15 protein-coding genes are annotated in these 18,612 nt (G+C 62.1%); 7 read left to right on the top strand and 8 right to left on the bottom strand.

Annotated features, from left to right (window positions below; genetic code table 11):
* Window positions 1-3: 3 nt before the first annotated feature.
* Window positions 4-990 (bottom strand): ABC transporter substrate-binding protein, encoded by a 987-nt coding sequence (locus BW33_RS27535; protein WP_047602567.1) that lies wholly within the window; start codon window positions 988-990, stop codon window positions 4-6.
* A 341-nt stretch (window positions 991-1,331) separates the two neighbouring features.
* A complete protein-coding gene (locus BW33_RS27530; protein WP_047602566.1) occupies window positions 1,332-2,822 on the bottom strand; it encodes an aldehyde dehydrogenase in 1,491 nt (496 codons plus the stop codon).
* Between the two features lie 222 nt (window positions 2,823-3,044).
* On the opposite strand from BW33_RS27530, the gene BW33_RS27525 reads away from it, so the two are divergent.
* Window positions 3,045-3,959: a LysR family transcriptional regulator gene (locus tag BW33_RS27525; RefSeq protein ID WP_047602565.1), complete on the top strand. Its 915-nt coding sequence runs from the start codon at window positions 3,045-3,047 to the stop codon at window positions 3,957-3,959.
* 74 nt (window positions 3,960-4,033) lie between these two features.
* On the opposite strand, the gene hrpB is transcribed toward BW33_RS27525, so the two are convergent.
* Entirely contained in the window at window positions 4,034-6,553 is a 2,520-nt protein-coding gene (hrpB, locus tag BW33_RS27520) for an ATP-dependent helicase HrpB (RefSeq protein ID WP_047602564.1), read from the bottom strand.
* 109 nt (window positions 6,554-6,662) lie between these two features.
* On the opposite strand from hrpB, the gene BW33_RS27515 reads away from it, so the two are divergent.
* Together BW33_RS27515 and BW33_RS27510 are read left to right on the top strand one after the other, a co-directional pair.
* Complete coding sequence (locus BW33_RS27515; RefSeq protein WP_047602563.1) at window positions 6,663-7,082, top strand: hypothetical protein; 420 nt, start codon at window positions 6,663-6,665, stop codon at window positions 7,080-7,082.
* Window positions 7,083-7,104: 22 nt separating this feature from the next.
* Complete coding sequence (locus BW33_RS27510; protein ID WP_047602562.1) at window positions 7,105-8,013, top strand: cation diffusion facilitator family transporter; 909 nt, start codon at window positions 7,105-7,107, stop codon at window positions 8,011-8,013.
* Here the strand turns inward: BW33_RS27510 and BW33_RS27505 are convergent.
* On the bottom strand, window positions 8,007-9,041 hold the full coding sequence (locus BW33_RS27505; protein ID WP_047602561.1) for a DUF6515 family protein: 1,035 nt from the start codon (window positions 9,039-9,041) through the stop codon (window positions 8,007-8,009). The genes BW33_RS27510 and BW33_RS27505 overlap by 7 nt on opposite strands.
* Before the next feature lie 454 nt (window positions 9,042-9,495).
* Between BW33_RS27505 and BW33_RS27500 the strand changes: the two genes are divergently transcribed.
* Both BW33_RS27500 and BW33_RS27495 read left to right on the top strand, forming a co-directional pair.
* Window positions 9,496-9,975 carry an Lrp/AsnC family transcriptional regulator gene (locus BW33_RS27500; RefSeq protein WP_047602560.1) on the top strand — a complete coding sequence of 160 codons (480 nt, stop codon included), beginning with the start codon at window positions 9,496-9,498 and terminating at the stop codon, window positions 9,973-9,975.
* Between the two features lie 153 nt (window positions 9,976-10,128).
* Window positions 10,129-10,338, top strand: coding sequence for a DUF2788 domain-containing protein (locus BW33_RS27495; protein ID WP_003228500.1), 210 nt, complete (start codon window positions 10,129-10,131; stop codon window positions 10,336-10,338).
* Here the strand turns inward: BW33_RS27495 and BW33_RS27490 are convergent.
* The 4 genes from BW33_RS27490 to BW33_RS27475 all read right to left on the bottom strand — a co-directional run bounded on the left by BW33_RS27490 (window position 10,333) and on the right by BW33_RS27475 (window position 16,816).
* Window positions 10,333-10,968 carry a pseudouridine synthase gene (locus BW33_RS27490; protein ID WP_047602559.1) on the bottom strand — a complete coding sequence of 212 codons (636 nt, stop codon included), beginning with the start codon at window positions 10,966-10,968 and terminating at the stop codon, window positions 10,333-10,335. The two genes, BW33_RS27495 and BW33_RS27490, sit on opposite strands and share 6 nt — an antisense overlap.
* Before the next feature lie 70 nt (window positions 10,969-11,038).
* Window positions 11,039-12,538 (bottom strand): AMP nucleosidase, encoded by a 1,500-nt coding sequence (gene amn / locus BW33_RS27485; protein ID WP_177327534.1) that lies wholly within the window; start codon window positions 12,536-12,538, stop codon window positions 11,039-11,041.
* Between the two features lie 176 nt (window positions 12,539-12,714).
* A complete protein-coding gene (locus BW33_RS27480; RefSeq protein ID WP_047602558.1) occupies window positions 12,715-14,364 on the bottom strand; it encodes an acyl-CoA dehydrogenase family protein in 1,650 nt (549 codons plus the stop codon).
* Window positions 14,365-14,461: 97 nt separating this feature from the next.
* Complete coding sequence (locus tag BW33_RS27475; RefSeq protein WP_047602557.1) at window positions 14,462-16,816, bottom strand: hybrid sensor histidine kinase/response regulator; 2,355 nt, start codon at window positions 16,814-16,816, stop codon at window positions 14,462-14,464.
* A gap of 347 nt (window positions 16,817-17,163) precedes the next feature.
* Between BW33_RS27475 and BW33_RS27470 the strand changes: the two genes are divergently transcribed.
* The gene (locus BW33_RS27470) at window positions 17,164-17,961 is read left to right on the top strand and encodes a hydroxymethylpyrimidine/phosphomethylpyrimidine kinase (RefSeq protein WP_007960553.1); all 798 of its coding nucleotides are present in this window, start codon (window positions 17,164-17,166) and stop codon (window positions 17,959-17,961) included.
* Between the two features lie 18 nt (window positions 17,962-17,979).
* Window positions 17,980-18,603 carry a thiamine phosphate synthase gene (gene thiE / locus BW33_RS27465; RefSeq protein WP_007960555.1) on the top strand — a complete coding sequence of 208 codons (624 nt, stop codon included), beginning with the start codon at window positions 17,980-17,982 and terminating at the stop codon, window positions 18,601-18,603.
* Window positions 18,604-18,612: the final 9 nt, after the last annotated feature.

Here is an 18,612-nt window from a genome sequence, read left to right as displayed (position 1 = left end):
CTCCTAGAGCGGGCTGACGAAACGGTTGTCGACCAGCTCGTCATGGCTGACGTTGTAGGGTTTGCCTTGCAGTTCGCTGGCGGTTTCGTTAGCGAGTTTGATCAGTGCGGCGCTGTCACCCGGTTTGCCCGGCGAGCCGAGAAGTTTTTCGCTCATCGCCTGATCGTAGAAGCGCACGCCCTTGGCGGCAGCGGCCAGTTCCTTCGGATCGGAGAGATAACCGCCGACGCCTTTGGCCATGATCGCGTAGGCCTCGTCCGGGTGTTCCTGGGTGTACTTGACCGCCTTGTACAAACCGGCGACCAGCGCCTTGACGTCCTGCGGCTGCTTTTCGATGACGCTGCAGTTGAGCGCCACCACATCGACGATCACGCCGGGCGTGCTGCTGCTGTCGATCAGCACCTTGCCCTGCTGCTTGTCGCGAACCATCGACAGATGCGGCTCCCAGGTCACGGCGGCTGGCACACGACCGGCGATGAATGCAGTGGCGGCATCGTCGGCAGTCATGTTCTGCACGGTGATGTCGCTCATTTTCATGCCGTTCTTTTTCAGCAGATAGGAGAGCCAGAACTGCGACGTCGAACCTTCGTTGACGGCCACCGCCTGGCCCTTGAGCTCCTGCAACGACTTCACGTCCTTGCCCACCAGCACGCCGTCGCCACCATGGCTGTCATCCAGCGCCGCCACGGCTTTGAAGCAGAACTGCGGACGGTACTTGAGCACTTCGTCGATGGTCGAGGCCGAGCCGGACAGTTGTCCGGAGGCCTGGGCGGCCATGTACATCGAGGCTTCTTCGACCACCGGCAATTCGACGGTCAGGCCGTTTTCCTTGAAGTAGCCCAGATCCTGAGCCAGATACAGCGTGCCATAGCCGACCCAGGTGGTATGGCCGATGGACAGGGTGCCGGCCTGCGCGCTGGTCGCGACCGTGGCGGCCAGGGCGGTGATCGCCAGAGGATGGGTGAGACGGATACACAAGGACTTGATCATGGAGCACTCCCGACGCTGTTGATTTAGTTTTGTCATGGGCAGTACGGCCGGCCGCAATGATGTGAATTCACGCTGCGGTCTCTGCTGGACTCTGGCGGGAAACACCGGGCTGGCAAGATCGATGGTGGCCCATGTGCGGGCTGAGGAAAATCAGGAAATTGTTGGCTGCAAATGATGAAAAAACTGCTTAGGGTGCACCGCAAAAGCGCGACCTGAGCGGGGATGGTGCACAGTCCTGAAAAGCAAAAAGATCGCAGCCTTCGGCAGCTCCTACAGGGATCAGTGTCGCCCTGTGTAGGAGCTGCCGAAGGCTGCGATCTTTGCTTTTGAATCAACCGCAATCAGCGCAACTGGAACCAGGTGGTTTTCAACTGGGTGTATTTGTCGAACGAGTGCAGCGACAGGTCGCGACCGAAGCCCGATTGCTTGCCGCCGCCGAACGGCACGGTCACGTCCAGCGCATCGACGGTATTGACCGACACCGTACCGGCCCGCAGCCGTCGGGCCACCCGGTGTGCGCGATGCAGATCATCGGTCCATAGTGACGCCGCCAGCCCATACACGCTGTCGTTGGCCAGGCGCACCGCTTCGTCTTCATCATCGAACGGCACCACCGCCAGCACCGGGCCGAACACCTCATCGCGAAACAGCGCCATGTCGGCACTGACGCCGGTAAAAATCGTCGGTTCGATGAAGTTGTCCGAGCCATTCAAGCGCCGCTGCCGACCGCCACACACAAGGCTCGCACCCGCCTGCTCGGCACCGCGAATGGCGCGCATGATGCTCGCCGTCTGCCGGTGATCGACGATCGCCCCGGCACGATTTTGCGGGTCGAGCGGATCCCCCGGCAGCCAGCGCGAGGCCTGGACTTTCAGACGCTCGACAAACGCGTCGTGAATCGAACGCTCGACCAGCAAACGCGAGTTGGCCGAACACACTTCGCCCTGATTGAAGAAGATCCCGAACGCAGCTTTTTCCGCCGCCAGATCCAGATCGCGGCAATCGGAGAACACCAGATTGGCACTCTTGCCGCCGCACTCCAGCCACACCTGTTTGAGGTTGGATTGCGCCGAGTACTGCATGAAATATTTGCCGACCTGCGTCGAGCCGGTGAACACCAGGCAATCGACATCCGGGTGCAGGCCCAAGGCCTTGCCGGTCTGCTCACCCAGCCCCGGCAACACGTTGAGCACGCCCGGCGGCAGGCCCGCTTCCAGCGCCAGCTCGGCCAGACGCAACGCGGAAAACGGTGATTGCTCGGCCGGTTTGAGGATCACTGAGTTACCCGTCGCCAGCGCTGGCGCAAGCTTCCACGCGGCCATGTCCAGCGGAAAATTCCACGGCACCACCGCCGCCACCACACCCAGCGCTTCGCGGGTGATGGTCGCCAGCACATTGGCGGCACCGGGGGCGATCTGGTCATAGAGTTTGTCGATGCTTTCGGCGTACCAGCGAAACACCCCGGCGGCGCCCGGCACATCAATGTTGTAAGCGTCCATCACCGGTTTGCCCATGTTCAGCGAATCGAGCAGCGCCAGTTCTTCGCGATGTTCCATCAGCAGATCGGCCAGACGCAGTAGCACCTGCTTGCGCTCGGCGGGCGGGCGTTGCGCCCAGGTGCCGGCCTCGAACACTTGTCGCGCATTAGCCACCGCCGCGTCGACATCGTCCTCGCCACACGCCGCGACATTCGCCAGCAACTGGCCGGTGGCAGGATTGATTGCGGCGAAGGTCTGCCCCGATTGCGCGGCGCAGTGTTGGCCATTGATTACGGCTTTATCGGGAAATTTCAAGGCAACGGCCTGGCGCTGCCACTCTGCAAGTTCGAACACGTCGAATGCTCCTTGGACGTTATTGTGCAGTCGATGGTGGCGCAGGCCCGGACGGGCGAAAATTAGTAAAAATGTCTTCGCAGGCAATGAAAAAACTGCTCAATCGGTTTCCCCAAAACCGCTGTGGATGGCTACTGTTCAAGGACAAAAACATCGTCGCGCAGCGGACGTGGCGGCGCACAAATTGCTTGGAAGTCGAGTCCGCTCGTCCTGAGGTTTGCCGTGGCCGCCTACAATTTGCGTCAGCTGAAATACTTCATCACCACCGTCGAATGCGGCAGCGTTGCCGAGGCTTCACGCAAGCTGTACATCGCGCAGCCGGCGATTTCCACCGCGATCAAGGGCCTGGAAGACAGCTTCGCGGTGCAACTGCTGATCCGCCATCACGCTCAGGGCGTGTCCCTGACGCCGAGCGGCGCACGGTTTTTCCGCAAGGCACAGGAGCTGTTGCGCATGGCCCGGGAGTTCGAGCAGAACGCCCTCGCCGACAACGACATCGTCGCAGGGCAGATCGACATCGGCTGCTTCGAAACCGTCGCCCCGCTGTACCTGCCGCAATTGATCGCCGGGTTTTCCGCGCTGTACCCCGGGGTAAAAATCCGCATCCGCGATGGCGAACAACAGGAACTGGTACAAGGGCTGACCTCGGGTACGTTCGATCTGGTGATTCTCTATGAACACGAACTCGATGCCACGATCCAGACCGAACCGCTGATGCCGGCGCAACGGCCGTATGCGCTACTGCCGGCCGATCATCGCTTCGCCGAGTACAAGCAAGTATCGCTGCGCGACCTGTGTCTGGAACCGATGATTCTGCTCGACGTGCAGCCGAGCCGAACCTACTTCGTCAGTCTTTTCGAAGAACTCGGCCTGACCCCGCGCATCGAGTTCAGCTCGCCGTCGATCGAGATGGTGCGCGGTATGGTCGGCCAGGGTTTCGGCTTCTCGGTGCTGGTGACGAAGCCGCACTCGGAATGCACCTATGATGGCAAGAAAGTGGTGTGCGTCGACATTGTCGAAGATGTCACCGGTTCAGGCCTGGTTGCCGCGTGGCTCAAGCGTGGGCAACTGACCAAACCGGCGCAGTTGTTCGCCGATTATTGCCGGGAACAACTGACGGGCAATGTGCGTATTTAGAAGCAAAAGATCGCAGCCTGCGGCAGCTCCTACAGGTTTTTGTGTCCCCCCCGCAGGCTGCGATCTTTTGATTTTCAGGTGCCGCGCGGCTTGGCCCGCGCCGTGGCCTCGGCCACCAACGGATCATCAGGCCAGTAGTGCTTCGGATAGCGCCCCTTCAGATCCTTCTTCACCTCGGCATAGGTGCTGCGCCAGAAGTTGGCCAGATCCTGCGTCACCTGCACCGGCCGCCGTGCCGGGGACAACAGGTGCAGCTTGACCACTTGCCGGCCGCCGACAATCCGCGGCGTCTCGGCGAGGCCGAACAGTTCCTGCAAGCGGACCGCGAGAATCGGCGGAAACTCGCTGTAATCCAGGCGAATCGATGATCCCGACGGCACGCTGATGTGATGCGGCGCCAGCTCATCAAGCTTCTGCGGCAACGGCCACGGCAGCAGATTGCGGACGATGCTCGACAGGTCCAGATTGGCGAAATGACTGAGTCGCGAGACCTTGCCCAAGTAGGGCATTAACCAATGTTCGAGGGTTTGCAGCAACGTTGCATCGCTGACATCCGGCCATTGGCTTTCGGCCTGAGCGTTCAGATCCAGTTGCCGCAGCAACGCGACCCGCGCCTGCCACTGACGCAACTCCGGCGTCCACGGCAGCAACTCCAGCCCCTTGCGCCGCACCAGATTGACCAGCGCCTGACTGCGCGCCGCTTCGTCGAGACCGGTCAACGGTTCGCGGCTGAGGATCAGTTCGCCAACCTTGCGCTGGCGCTCGGCGCGCAGCACGCCTTCGCGCTCGTCCCAGTCGAGTTGATCGACGGCGTGCACTTGCTCGGCGAGTACCGAATCGAACAGCGCCGGATCAAAATCCGCCGCCAGATAAATCCGTTCCTCGCGCTGACCCTGACGACTGCCGAGGTCGGCGATGACAATCCACGCCTCCTTCATCAGGCTGTCGGCTTCGGCGAACAGCGCTGCGCGCCCATTGGCCAGACGATATTCGGCGCCACCGGCACGCCGCTGTTGGGCGACACGATCCGGGTAAGCCAGCGCCAGCAACGCACCGAGCCAGCGCGGGTGATCGGGATCGCTGACCGGCGCGCTGGCCTTGCCGCGCAGGTAACCGCGATATTGCCGCGCCAGTTGCCGCGCACGCTGCACGCCGCCCTGAGCACCGCGTGCCGCGCGCTCTTCGCCGGAGAGCAGCACCAGACGGCTGTGCAGATCGGCCCCGGCGCCGCGCAGGATATCGCGCTCGCCGAGCAATGCCGCGACATCGCACGCCATGTTCGCCAGCCCCAGCGCCTGACCGCGCAGCAACAGATGGGCGATGCGCGGATGCGCCGGCAGCTCGGCCATGGCCTGACCGTGCGCAGTCAGCGCCTCACCTTCGAGTGCGCCCAGGCGCTGCAACAAATCCTGCGCCTGTGCATAAGCCGCTTCCGGCGGAACATCGAGCCACACCAGCTCGCCCGGCGTTACGCCCCAGCGCCCGAGTTGCAGCGCCAGACTCGCCAGATCCGCCGAAAGAATTTCCGCACTGCCGTAAGCGGCGAGTTGCTCGTGCTGATCCTGCGACCACAGGCGATAACACACGCCCGGTTCCAGACGTCCGGCCCGCCCCGCACGCTGGGTGGCGCTGGCCTTTGAAATACGCTGCGTATCGAGACGGGTCATGCCGCTGCCGGGGTCGAACCGCGGCACCCGCGCCAGCCCGGCGTCGATCACCACGCGCACGCCGTTGATGGTCAGGCTGGTCTCGGCGATGTTGGTCGCCAGCACCACTTTGCGTTGGCCCGCCGGCGCCGGGTCGATGGCAGCGCGCTGGGCGTTGAGGTCCAGTTCGCCGTGCAACGGACAGAGCAATACGTCTTTACGCTCGCCAATGGCATCGCTCAGTTGCTGATGCACACGACGGATTTCCGCCTGCCCCGGAAGGAACACCAGCACGCTGCCAGTTTCATCGTGCAGGGCTTCAAGTACGGTCTGGGTCACGCGCTGGTCAATGTATTCGCCGGGCTGGAACGGCCGCCCCCAGCGCATCGTCACCGGGTACATGCGCCCTTCGCTGCGCAGGATTGGCGCGTCATCCAGCAAACCGGCCAGACGCTCGCCTTCCAGCGTGGCGGACATCAGCAGAATCTTCAGCGGCTGTTCAGCGCGGAACAGTTCACGACCGTTCAAACTCAGAGCCAAGGCCAGATCGGCATCAAGACTGCGTTCGTGAAATTCGTCGAAGATCAGCAGGCCGACGCCTTCCAGCGCCGGATCATCCTGCAGGCGCCGGGTAAGAATGCCTTCGGTGACCACTTCGATACGGGTATCGGGGCCGACCTTGCTGTCGAGACGGATGCGGTAACCGACGGTTTCACCGACCTTCTCGCCCAGTTCGCTGGCCAGTCGCTCCGCCGCCGCACGCGCGGCGAGACGGCGCGGTTCGAGCATCAGAATGGTCTGCCCGGCCAGCCACGCTTCACCGAGCAAGGCCAGGGGCACGCGGGTGGTTTTACCGGCACCGGGCGGTGCTTCGAGCACGGCTTCGTGGCGTGTCGCCAAGGCTTCACGCAGGGCGGGTAAAACGTCATCGATCGGCAAAGAAATCATGCTGGCTCCCAAACAGAGCCGCGAGTATAACGGCGAACTGCCGGGCGTTTGTCAGGGTCTTAATTTCAAATGACGACGCTTCGTTTTCAAATGACTCAGGAGATTTTCCATGCGCTTACCTTCTCGCCTGATCGGCGGTGTACTGGTCGCCACCCTGCTCACTCAACTCACGGCTTGCGGATCGATTTTCTACCCGGACCGTCGCGGTCAGATCGACGGCAAGGTTGACCCGGCGATTGCCGTGCTCGACGCCGTGGGCCTGTTGTTCTACGTTATTCCCGGCCTGATCGCCTTTGCCGTGGACTTCGCCACTGGCGCGATCTATTTCGAACCGGGCCACACCGCCCAGGTCGATCCGGCCAAACTCAAACAGGCGGTCGGCCCGGACGGTCAGGTCGATAACCTCAAGTTGCAGGCTATTCTCGAAACTGAACTGGGCCGCAACCTGCCGCTGGACGATCCACGTCTGATCCAGCACAAAGGCAGCACCCAACAACTGGCCATGTTCGGCCTGCAACCAGCCGCCTGATCCAAAAGGAACCTCTGCACTCATGACCACCAGCCCCGAACACGCCCGCCTGCTGCGGCTGGCAACCCGCGCCTCGGTGGCGGTGGCGTGCACGTTGATCATTGCCAAAGCCATCGCCTGGTGGCTGAGCGGTTCGGTGAGCATGCTCGCAGGCCTCACCGACTCGGCGCTGGATGGCGTCACTTCGCTGCTCAATCTGCTGGCGGTGCATTACGCACTGCGCCCGGCCGATGACGATCACCGTTACGGCCACGGCAAGGCTGAATCGCTGGCGGGCATGGCGCAGGCGCTGTTCATCGGTGGCAGTGCGGTGCTGATTGCGTTTCAGGCGTATGAGCGCATCAAGCAACCGGAGCCGCTGGGCGCACCGTGGCTGAGCATCGGCGTGATCGTGTTCTCGCTGCTGCTGACCGCGGCGTTGCTGACGCTGCAACATCGGGTGATCAAGCAGACCGGCTCCAACGCCGTGCGCGCCGACTCGCTGCACTACCGTTCGGACATGCTGCTCAACGGCAGCATTCTGATCGCGCTGATTCTCGCCGGCATGGGCTTTCATCAGTTGGACGCATGGTTCGGCCTGGGGATTGCCGGGTACATCTTGTGGAGTGCGATCCAGATCGCCCGGGAAAGTTTTTCGGTGCTGATGGATGAAGAGCTGCCAACCGATGTCAGTCAGCACATGCTCGAACTGGCCTGCGGCGTCCCCGGCGTGCTGGGCGCGCATGATCTGCGCACGCGGATTTCGGGCAATCACTGGTTCGTGCAGTTGCATCTGGAGTTGCCGGGGGAGCTGACATTGTCAGTGGCTCACGGCATCAGCGATCAGGCGGCGGATGCGATTCACGCCGCCTACCCGCGAGCCGAGGTGCTGGTGCACGCCGACCCGCAGGAAGTGGTCAAGACCGAACGGGCGCAAACCCGGATTCAGTAAGACACCTGATAACCGCGACTGCTCAGGCAATTGCCCTGAGCCTGACGGTAAGCCTGCACCACTTCAGGCGCCGGTTGATAGGTCGCGGTACGCGGGTCGAAACCGCTCTGCTGCACGGCGTATTGGTAGCACTGGTAACCGTCCTGCTGCACCTGTTCCGGCGACTGACCGTTGGCCGGATAAGCCACGACGTCGTAACCCTGGGACTGCGGCTGCGGCGGTTGCTGCACCGGTGGCTCGACCACCACGTAATCCTGAGTGGCTTCCTGATACGCATAGTACGAACCGGCGGCGAGGAACAGCAGCGCACCGCCGATCCACACTTCACGGGCGTAGTCCGGCAGATACTGGGTACGAATCCCTCGAGGCGGCTGCACGACGATGTAGCGCGGGCCTTGCGGGCGATACCAGTAGCCGCCGGAATAGAAGTAATCCTGGCCGCGGTACGGCACGCGGTATTCGCGATCCGGGAAGCGGTCGATCACATGCCCCGGACGGTATTGCGGGCCAGGCCCCCAACCATTGCCATGCCCGTCCGGGCGACCCGGCCAGCGATTATCGTTGGGCCGGTTGCCGGTTTGCCATTGCTGGTTGTGGTAACCATTCTGCGGACGCTCGTCACGGTAGTAACCCTGACGCGGTTCCTGAGTCTGGCGCACGGTGTCCGGCCGTGGCTGGATCGGCAGGTTGTTGGCCGGGGGCGCCTGATGCACCGGAGCAGGCGGGTTGGGCGCGCGGTTCTGGTTCTGCCATTGGCCATTGTTGTGCTGCTGGCCGTTGTGCTCGAACTGACGGCTGTTGTCGCCCCGAATGATTTCGTTGTTCTGCGGCCGCGGCTGATTTTGCGGCGGCGGATTGTTCTGCCCGCGGGGCTGATGATCGCCGCCACGGCCCTGATTACCCTGATGCTCACCGCCGTGCCCATTATTCTCGGGGCCACGATTCTGTGGCTCGTCGGCCAGCGCTTGCGCACCGACGCTCACACACAGCAAACCAACACCGGCCAGACGCCAGATGCGCGACTTCATGCTTTTCCTCACTGCGGGTATTAAGAGGGCTTGTAGCTAAGACCGGGAATACGCACACCGGGTTCTGCGACAGGTTATCAGTCACGAAACTTATTTATTGAGGACGGCTGTGCATCGAGGCACAAAAATCGCAGGCAAGAAAAAGGGAGACCCGTCGGCCTCCCTTTAGAGAACTTCGTCCTGGCTCGACGCTTTTGACGTCGGCTCACCTCACGCCGTCTTCTGGACAGTGTGCAGCTCGGGGGCCGGCACATCCCCGGTGGGGGGTGGCGGCCGCGGCGGGCCTGATGGGCGGGCCGCAGTGGACTGTGTTACCGAGCAGTGATTCTGGTGATAAGAATAAGCCGCAAGGCGCGACAGAGGATTGCGAAGATTGCTCAAATAAACACTGCTTGCGCAATTTTTAACCCTGGATAGATAATCCGCCGCAATAGTTACAACCAAGGACTGATTCATGAGCAAACTCGACCGTTACGACCTGAGTATTTTGACGGAATTGCAGCGCGACGCCCGCATCTCCAACCAGGAACTGGCCGAGCGCATCGGTCTGTCGCCCTCCCCCTGCTCCCGCCGGGTCAAGCAACTGGAGGACGACGGCTACATCTCGCGCCAGGTCGCCCTGCTCGATCGCAAGATGCTCGGCCTGAGCCTGACCGCCTACGTGCTGATCGGCATGGACCGGCACACCCCGGAGCGTTTCGAGAACTTCGAAGCGGCGATCCGCACCCTGCCGCAGGTACTTGAGTGCAGCCTGGTGACGGGCGTCGATGCCGACTATCAGTTGAAAGTGGTGGTGCCGGACATGGACCACTATCAGAAACTGTTGCTGGGGCACCTGACCCGGATTGAAGGGGTGACCAGCGTGCGTTCGAGTTTTGTGCTGAATCAGGTGCTCAACAGCACTGAATTACCTCTCACGCATCTGCGCAGCTAACCTGCACTCCCTTGTAGGAGCTGCCGAAGGCTCCTACAGGGGGGCGCTTGGTTTGAAGAGGTGCGGCACACCGACGCAGATCAATGCGGTCTCCGCCACCCTCGGCATATAATCGCCCAGCCCTTTCAGCCGCACCTGCGCCGGAGACTCCCGATGGATCCTGCAGTATTCGAAGAATGGATGATGACTGGCCTGGTCAGCATCCTGATCATTTTCATGGGTTTCATCGTCTGGGATCTGGCGAAGAAGTCCAAGGCCGGGCGTTTCGGCTCGTTCATTCTGTTCTTCGTCCTGGGCCTGGGCGTGGCCGCGTTCATCATCAAGAGCGTAGTGATCGGCCTGATCGAGTCCGGCGCTCTATAACCGCGCCGGCACTTCCTTCCACTGGCCCTGATCGAGCCCTTCGAGCGTCCAGTCGCCAATCCTCACCCGCACCAACCGCAACGTCGGCAGCCCGACCGCAGCGGTCATCCGCCGTACCTGACGGTTGCGCCCTTCACGAATCACCAATTCCAGCCAACGGGTCGGCACGCTCTTGCGAAAGCGTACCGGCGGATGGCGTGGCCACAGTTCCGGCTCGTCCAGTTGTCGCGCCTCGGCAGGCAGGGTCATGCCGTCATTCAGTTCGACGCCATCGCGTAAACGCTGCAGTTGCTCGGCCGTCGGCTCACCTTCGACCTGCACCCAGTAAGTCTTCGGCAACTTGTGTTTCGGATCGGCAATTCGCGCCTGCAACTGGCCGTCGTTGGTCAGCAACAGCAAACCTTCGCTGTCGCGATCAAGGCGTCCGGCCGGATAGATGCCAGGCAGATCGATAAAATCCTTGAGCGTCGCCCGCCCGCCTTCGTCGCTGAACTGCGTCAGCACATCGAACGGTTTGTTGAACAGGATCAGCTTCGGCTCGGCCGGTGGCGCCTTGGCGACACGACGTGGAGCTGAGGAGGACGGCTTCGCGCCGGGACGGCGGGAAGGAGGACGCAGGGGACGGGACATGGCGAAAAGAACATCTAACGGTCAGGGCTGCCAATGCTAGTAGCCCCGCCGTTAAATGACCATCAACAAATCAGCGGAACGGCGGCTCGTCGAAGCTGCGCAGTTTGCGCGAGTGCAGCGAGTTGAGTTCGGTGCGCAGCAGATCCACCGCCGCGATGCCGATCTTCAAGTGCTGACTGACCGCACGCTCATAGAACGCGTTGGCCGAGCCCGGCAGCTTGATTTCACTGTGCAGTGGTTTGTCCGAGACGCACAGCAACGTGCCGTAAGGCACCCGCAAACGATAACCCTGGGCGGCGATGGTGCCGCTTTCCATGTCCACCGCCACGGCGCGGGACAGGTTGATCAACGGACGTTCCTGCGCCCAGCGCAGTTCCCAGTTACGGTCGTCGTAGGTCAGCACGGTGCCGGTGCGCAGACGCTTTTTCAGCTCTTCGCCCTTCTCGCCGGTGATATTGGCCGCGGCTTGTTGCAGCGCCATCTGCACTTCGGCCAGCGCCGGGATCGGAATGTTCGGCGGCACCACGCGGTCGAGAATCCCGTCGCGACGCATGTAGGCGTGCGCCAGCACGTAGTCGCCGATGGTCTGCGACTGACGCAGACCGCCGCAGTGACCGATCATCAGCCAGCAATGCGGACGCAGCACCGCCAGGTGGTCAGTGATGTTCTTGGCGTTGGACGGGCCGACACCGATGTTGACCAGGGTCACGCCATGGCCGTCGTTGGCGATCAGGTGATAGGCCGGCATCTGGTAGCGGTGCCAGACCACGCCAGCGGCAATCGCCGAGGCTTCGCCGTGATCCATGCCTTTCTCGATGATCACGTTGCCCGGCAATACCATGCGCACGAAACGCGGGTCGTTGCGCAGTTGTTCCAGGCCATGAACGATGAACTGGTCGACGTAGCGGTGATAGTTGGTCAGCAGAATCCACGGCTGTACATGGCGCCAGTCGCTGCCGGTGTAATGCACCAGGCGACGCAGGGAGAAGTCGACCCGTGCGGCGTCGAACAGCGCCAGTGGCAGCGGATCGGTGTTTTCCCAGTCGTAGAGACCGTCGGCGATGCCATCGGTGGCGGCGGACAGGTCGGTACTCGGGAACACCCGCGCCAGCACCGCCGCGGTGACGCCGGAGCCGGCCAGTTCATCGCCCTGCTCGACCACGTACGGGTACGGAATGTTCTGTTGGCTGACACCGACTTCCACGGTCACCGTGAAGTCATGCATCAACGGCACCAGCTGTTCCAGCAAGTATTTGCGGAACGCCTTCGGATGCGTGACGGTGACGCTGTAGGTGCCCGGCAGTTGCACCTTGGCGTAGGCGCGGGTGGTCTGCGGGACTTCGCCCTGACACAGGTAGGTCAGACGCAGTTCGGGATAACGAAACAGAGCACGCTGTTCGGCGTCGGGCTCGACGCGATCCTTGAGGTAACGCTTGAGCGCCGAGTTCAGCGCAGTGGTGGCCCGCTCATGCAGCTCGGCCAGACGGTCCACGGCTTGTTCGGCGGTTTGAACGACAATAAACGCTTCGGTCACGATCAGCTTCCTGTGTTCTGACTTGCAGAGCTTCATCTTGCCTGCATCGTGGTCTCACGGGAACAGTGGCATGTTGGCAACCGCACAATATATGGGCCACCACCATCCCTGTAGGAGCTGCCGGAGGCTGCGATCTTTTGATCTTGCTTTTAAAAAGATCAAGATCAAAAGATCGCAGCCTCCGGCAGCGCCTACAGGGGATTTGTGTTGGGTCAGAAACCTTGTGGGGTTGAGCGGGCGACGATGGCTTCGACGTCCAGGCCGCGCGGCAATGCGCCGTAGACCCGGCCACCACCGCTCAAGCGGCTGGCAATGAACGCGTCGCTGACCACCGAGTTGCCGGCCTCCAGCAACAACTTGGCCTGCAGCCCCAGCGCAATGTCCTCGGTCAGCTGCCGCGCCCGATACTGAATGTCGCTGGTGTCCTTGAACTGCGCCTGCAACTGCTGGATATGCGCGGCCAGACGTTTGTCGCCATGGCCATCGCCCAACTCGCTGAACAACACATCGAGCACACCCGGCTCTTTCGAGAGTGCGCGCAACACGTCGAGGCACTGCACATTCCCCGAGCCCTCCCAGGTCGAGTTGACCGGTGCTTCGCGATACAGCCGTGGCAGGATGCTCTCCTCGACATACCCGGCGCCGCCCATGCACTCGGCGGCTTCGTTGATCATTCCGGGGGCTCGTTTGCAGATCCAGTATTTGCCCACTGCCGTCACCAGCCGGGCGAATTGTGCTTCGTGGCGATCATCCAGATGATCCAGCGCCTTGCCCATGCGCAGACTCAGCGCCAGCGCCGCTTCGCTTTCCAGCGCCAGATCGGCCAACACGTTCTGCATCAACGGTTGCTCGCTGAGCAGTTTGCCGCCGACCTTGCGGTGCGCGCAGTGGTGGCTGGCCTGGGTCAGCGCCTGACGCATCAGCGAGCTGGAACCGACCATGCAATCGAAACGCGTCATCGCCACCATCTCGATGATGGTCGGCACGCCACGCCCTTCTTCGCCAACCATCCACGCCAAAGCGCCACGGAACTCCACTTCACTGGAGGCGTTGGACTGGTTACCGAGTTTGTTTTTCAGGCGCTGGATGTAGAACTGATTGCGCGTGTCGTCCGGGCGGTGGCGCGGCAGCAGAAAGCAGGTCAGGCCCTTGTCGGTCTGCGCCAGCGTCAGGAACGCATCGCACATCGGCGCCGAGCAGAACCACTTGTGCCCGACCAGCTCATAGGCCTGGCCCGGGCCACTGGCGCCAACCGGATAGGCCTTGGTGGTGTTGGCCCGCACGTCGGTGCCGCCCTGTTTCTCGGTCATCGCCATGCCAATGGTCACGCCGGCCTTGTGCGCCATGCCGACGTTGCGCGGGTCGTATTCGGTGGCGAGGATTTTCGGCAGCCACTGTTCGGCCAGATCCGGCTGCAAACGCATGGCCGGGACGCTGGCGAAGGTCATGGTCAACGGGCAACCGCTGCCCGCCTCGGCCTGGCTGTGCAGATAGCTCATCGAGGCGCGGGCGACATGTGCGCCGTCCTGCGGATGGGTCCAGGGTGATGAGGTCAGACCATGTTCAATCGCAGTGCGCATCAACTCGTGGTAGGCCGGATGAAACTCCACCAGATCGATGCGATGGCCGTAGCGGTCATGGCTGACGAACACCGGTTTGTTCTGATTGGCAAGGAACCCGGCCTCCATCAACGGCCCACCGGCCAGCGCACCGTAGACATCGATCCGCGACTCGGCCCACCCGGCGCCAAAGCGGCGCGACCACTCCTGCAATGGCAGGTCGATGCGGTACAGGTTGGCGCCATCCAGCGACGGTGGCTGGTTGGTGACTTCGTGGGTTTCGGCGAACTGATGCAGGTTCATGACGGGGCTCCTCTGGTCAGCCAAGGAATCCAGTTAAGCACCGGCCCGTGGCTGATCAAAGTGTCATATGCGCCGAACTGTCGGCGCTTTCACCCTGTTACGCGCTGAGCACGCGACGCTCCAGCGCCGTTTGCAGGTCTTCGAATTTCACCGGTTTGCTCAGGTAATCGATGCGCGTACCCGGCGCGCAGTGCTCGCGATCGGTACCCAGCGCCAGCATGAACACCGGCAGATTGGCGCAGCCGGGTAACGCATGGATCCGGCAGCACAACGACGCCCCTTCATGGCTGGGCAACTGGCAATCGATCAGCACCGCGTCGAAGGTTTCCCGTTGCAGACAATCCAGCGCCGCCGCGCCGTTGTCCGCGGTGCGTACGCGGAACCCCAGTTTGAGCAACATGCCGCGCATTACCAGTTGGTTGACGCTGTTGTCATCCACCAGCAACACCGTGCAGTCCTGCGGCGCACGGCTGCGCTCATGCAGCGCGTCCGGGGTTGGCGCCGCTTCGATCTTGGGCAGTTCGAACTCGACATCCAGCTGAAAACGGCTGCCGCTGCCAGGCTGAGAGCGGTGGGTGAGCTTGCCGCCGAGCAGTTCCACCAGTTGCCGACAGATCGCCAACCCCACGCCCAGGCCGCCGTATTCGCGGGTCATCGAACCGTCGAGCTGGAAGAAGCGCTGATACATCGTCGCCTCGCCCAGATCGGTGAAACCGATGCCGGTATCGATTACCGCAAACGACAGCGCCAAGCGATTTTCTACCGTCGGCTTGCCCGTCACTCGCAGCGCCAGACCACCGACCCGGGTGAACTTGATCGCGTTGTCCAGCAGGCATTCCAGGCATTGCGCCAGTTTTGCGCTGTCGCCGTGCAAGCGATCCGGCAGGGTCGGCAGCACCTCGACTTTGAAGTCCAGCGACTTGCTCGCCGCGTTGCCGTCGAACTGCACGCGCAAGGCCTCGACCACCGCGCGCAGGCTGAAGCTGCCCGGCGTTGCCTTGAGCTTGCCGGCCTGCAGTTCGGTGAGGGTGAGGATGCCGTTGACCATGCGCATCATGTCCCGGGCGGAGCCGGCGGCGGTTTGCTGGTATTGCTCCAGTTCAGGCTCCAGCTCGACGGTCTGCATCAGCTCCAGCGAACCGATCACTCCGTTCATCGGCGTACGCAACTCATGGGTCAGGGTCGCGAGGAATTCATCTTTGAGCTTGTTGCTGTGGGCCAGTTGCTGGTTGAGCACTTCGAGTTTCTGCCCCGCATCGAACAGGGTCTGCGCCTGCTGTTCGCGCATGGCGTTGATGCGATCGGCCAGCGCCAGCGACAGCAGCGCGACTTCGATCGCCGAGCCGATCTGGCTGGCGTACATGGTCAGGAACACGTTTGGCAGCAGGCCCAGCACCATCAGCGTATTGACGATGCCGCCGAGCAGGAACGCCGACCAGGCAATGATGAAGTAACGCGCCACCCGCAAGCCACGCCACCAGGCGAGGAACCCGGCGGCGAAAATCACCACGGTAAACACCAGCGCCAACAGAGTCGCCAGGCGCAGCGACAACGCGTAACTGGTCATCAGCGACAGCCCCACCACCAGCGCGCCGAACGCGATCAGGGCGATCAGCAGATAGTCGAGCCAGCGGCTGTGGATTCTGGTCTGCAGGAAACTGCGGGCGAACTGGCTGCCGAACAGGCCGGCGCAGCCGATGAAAAACGGCGTGGCGGCGTTGGCCCACCACGGATTGTCCGGCCAGAAATACTCGACCGCCGCACCGTTCACCGACAGTTGATAAAGGCCGAACGAGGCAATGTAGAAGATGTAATAGAGGTAGCTGGTGTCGCGCACGCTCAGGTAGATGAACAGGTTGTAGACCAGCATCCCCAGCAGCACGCCATAGATGATCCCCAGCACATACAGGCGCACCGGTTGATCCTCGAGGTACGCGGTGCTCGACCATAACGTCACTGGTGCCTGGATCGAGCCTTCGCTGGCCAGGCGCAGGAACACGGTTTTTTGCTGGTCAGGGGCGAAGGTCAGGTCGAACAGGTAATTGTTCTGGCGGATCTCGCGGTTGGCGAAGGGCAAGGCGTCGCCGGTCCGCCGGATCAGCCGGTAATCGCCATTGGCATCGGCCATATAAAGGTCGAGGTGATCGAGCGGCGGATACGCCAGTTCCAGCAGCCAGGTGCGTTGGGCGGCCGGATTGTTCGGACGGTAATGCAGATCAATCTTCAGCCAGAACGCCGAGCGCGAGTAACCGGCATTCAGCGTGGCTTTGTCGTGGGGTTTGAAATTGCCCGCCGCCGCTTGAGCGCGGACGTCGGCAATGTTCGCCTGACCGCTCGGGTCTTCGAACACTTGCAGGGAGCGACCCAGGGGAAGGCTCTGGGTATTTTCGTCGAACTCGACGGCGCTTGCGAGGAGGGGCAAGCAGAACAGCAACATCAGCAAATAGCGCATTGAAGCCCCAGCGTGGCTCGTCCGGTTGTGTCAGGAAGCCCCCCATTCCCTTTGAGTAGACGTAAAACCGGTATTACCTGTTATTGGTTTGGATCCAGACTAGCATAGCCGTTGATGGCCATTGAGCACCATCAAATTTTTTCCTGTAAAGGCTCTAGAACGGGCGTTTCAGAGCAAAGCTGCGGGCTAGAGCTGTTGAGAAGGTCAGGAATTCAAAAAGATCGCAGCCTGCGGCAGCTCCTACAGAGATCGCGTTTCCATGTAGGAGCTGCCGAAGGCTGCGATCTTTTGATCTTGCTTCGCCGGACTGAACCCCAAAATCAGGTTTGGTGGTAAGCTCGCGCACCATGAATATCTACAGCTCCCGCCCCGTTGTCCTCTGTCTCTCCGGCCACGACCCCAGTGGTGGCGCCGGCTTGCAGGCAGATATTGAAGCCCTGCTTGCGCAGGGTTGCCATGCGGCTCCGGCCGTCACCGCCCTGACCGTGCAAGACACCGTCAACGTCACTGACTTCCGCGTCCTCGACCGTGAGTGGGTACTGGCCCAGGCCAATGCCGTGCTCAACGACTCCGAAGTCGCTGCGGTCAAACTGGGCATGCTCGGTTCGCTGGAAATGGTCGACACCGTGGTCGAACTGCTTTCGGCGCACCCGCACCTGCCGGTGGTCTGCGACCCGGTGCTGCGTGCCGGCGGCGGCGGACGCCTGGGCAAGGATGAAGTCGGTTATGCGATGCGCGAGCGTCTACTGCCGCTGTCGATCATTGCCACCCCCAACCTGCCAGAAGCGCGAATTCTCGCCGAATTGCCCGAAGGCACTGCGGACGAGTGCGCAGAAAAACTCCTGCCGTTCGTCAAAAACCTGCTGATCACCGGCGGCCATGGCGACGAAACTGAAATCCACAATCGCCTGTACAGCCGTGACGGCCTGCGTGAAACCTTCTATTGCCAGCGTTTACCGGGCAGTTATCACGGTTCCGGCTGCACATTGGCCAGCGCTCTCGCCGGTCGGCTGGCCCAGGGTGAAAACCTCGCCAGCGCCGTGCGTACGGCACTGGATTACACCTGGCGCACCCTGCGCGATGCCGAGCAACTGGGCAAAGGCCAGTTCGTGCCGCGTCGTCTGCCGCTGGATTTTTGCTCGTAACGTCGTGAGGTCTGCCTGATGAAACTACGTGGCCTGTACGCCATCACCGACAGCCAATTACTGGCGGGCAAGTTTCTGTCGTACGTGGAGGCGGCGCTGGAAGGCGGCGTCACCTTGCTGCAATACCGCGACAAAAGCAGCGATGAGGCCCGCCGTCTGCGCGAGGCCGAAGCCTTGCGCGACCTGTGCGAGCGCTACAAAACCCAGTTGATCATCAACGATGACGCCGAACTGGCCGCGCGCCTCAACGTCGGCGTGCACCTGGGGCAGACTGACGGCCCGCTGTCGCCGACCCGCGCCCTGCTCGGCTCAAAAGCCATTATCGGTTCGACCTGCCATGCGCAGCTCGAACTGGCTGAACAGGCCGCCAAAGAGGGCGCGAGTTATGTCGCCTTCGGCCGCTTCTTCAATTCCAACACCAAGCCCGGCGCACCAAGCTGCAGCCTCGATCTGCTCGACGAGGCCAAACGCAAGCTGCACCTGCCGGTCTGCGCGATTGGCGGCATCACCCTCGACAACGCCGCGCCACTGGTGGCCCACGGGGTCGACCTGCTGGCGGTGGTCCACGGTTTGTTCGGTGCCGAGAGCACCGCCGAAGTGACCCGTCGCGCCCGCGCCTTCAACGAACTTCTGAAAATCTGATTTGAGAGC

This window comes from Pseudomonas sp. RIT288, from assembly GCF_000631985.1.
Taxonomy (GTDB): domain Bacteria; phylum Pseudomonadota; class Gammaproteobacteria; order Pseudomonadales; family Pseudomonadaceae; genus Aquipseudomonas.
The sequence above is the reverse complement of the archived record's forward strand: the minus strand, read 5'-3'. Positions and strand labels throughout refer to the sequence as shown.

Bases quoted from the DNA above. Each gene is read 5' to 3' on its own strand.
- BW33_RS27500 (WP_047602560.1), top strand. From the start codon at position 9,496: ATGAGCAAACTCGACCGTTACGACCTGAGTATTTTGACGGAATTGCAG.
- BW33_RS27475 (WP_047602557.1), bottom strand. From the start codon at position 16,816: ATGCGCTATTTGCTGATGTTGCTGTTCTGCTTGCCCCTCCTCGCAAGC.
- BW33_RS27515 (WP_047602563.1), top strand. From the start codon at position 6,663: ATGCGCTTACCTTCTCGCCTGATCGGCGGTGTACTGGTCGCCACCCTG.
- BW33_RS27505 (WP_047602561.1), bottom strand. From the start codon at position 9,041: ATGAAGTCGCGCATCTGGCGTCTGGCCGGTGTTGGTTTGCTGTGTGTG.
- BW33_RS27495 (WP_003228500.1), top strand. From the start codon at position 10,129: ATGGATCCTGCAGTATTCGAAGAATGGATGATGACTGGCCTGGTCAGC.
- hrpB (WP_047602564.1), bottom strand. From the start codon at position 6,553: ATGATTTCTTTGCCGATCGATGACGTTTTACCCGCCCTGCGTGAAGCC.
- thiE (WP_007960555.1), top strand. From the start codon at position 17,980: ATGAAACTACGTGGCCTGTACGCCATCACCGACAGCCAATTACTGGCG.
- amn (WP_177327534.1), bottom strand. From the start codon at position 12,538: ATGAAGCTCTGCAAGTCAGAACACAGGAAGCTGATCGTGACCGAAGCG.
- BW33_RS27490 (WP_047602559.1), bottom strand. From the start codon at position 10,968: ATGTCCCGTCCCCTGCGTCCTCCTTCCCGCCGTCCCGGCGCGAAGCCG.
- BW33_RS27535 (WP_047602567.1), bottom strand. From the start codon at position 990: ATGATCAAGTCCTTGTGTATCCGTCTCACCCATCCTCTGGCGATCACC.
- BW33_RS27510 (WP_047602562.1), top strand. From the start codon at position 7,105: ATGACCACCAGCCCCGAACACGCCCGCCTGCTGCGGCTGGCAACCCGC.
- BW33_RS27480 (WP_047602558.1), bottom strand. From the start codon at position 14,364: ATGAACCTGCATCAGTTCGCCGAAACCCACGAAGTCACCAACCAGCCA.
- BW33_RS27470 (WP_007960553.1), top strand. From the start codon at position 17,164: ATGAATATCTACAGCTCCCGCCCCGTTGTCCTCTGTCTCTCCGGCCAC.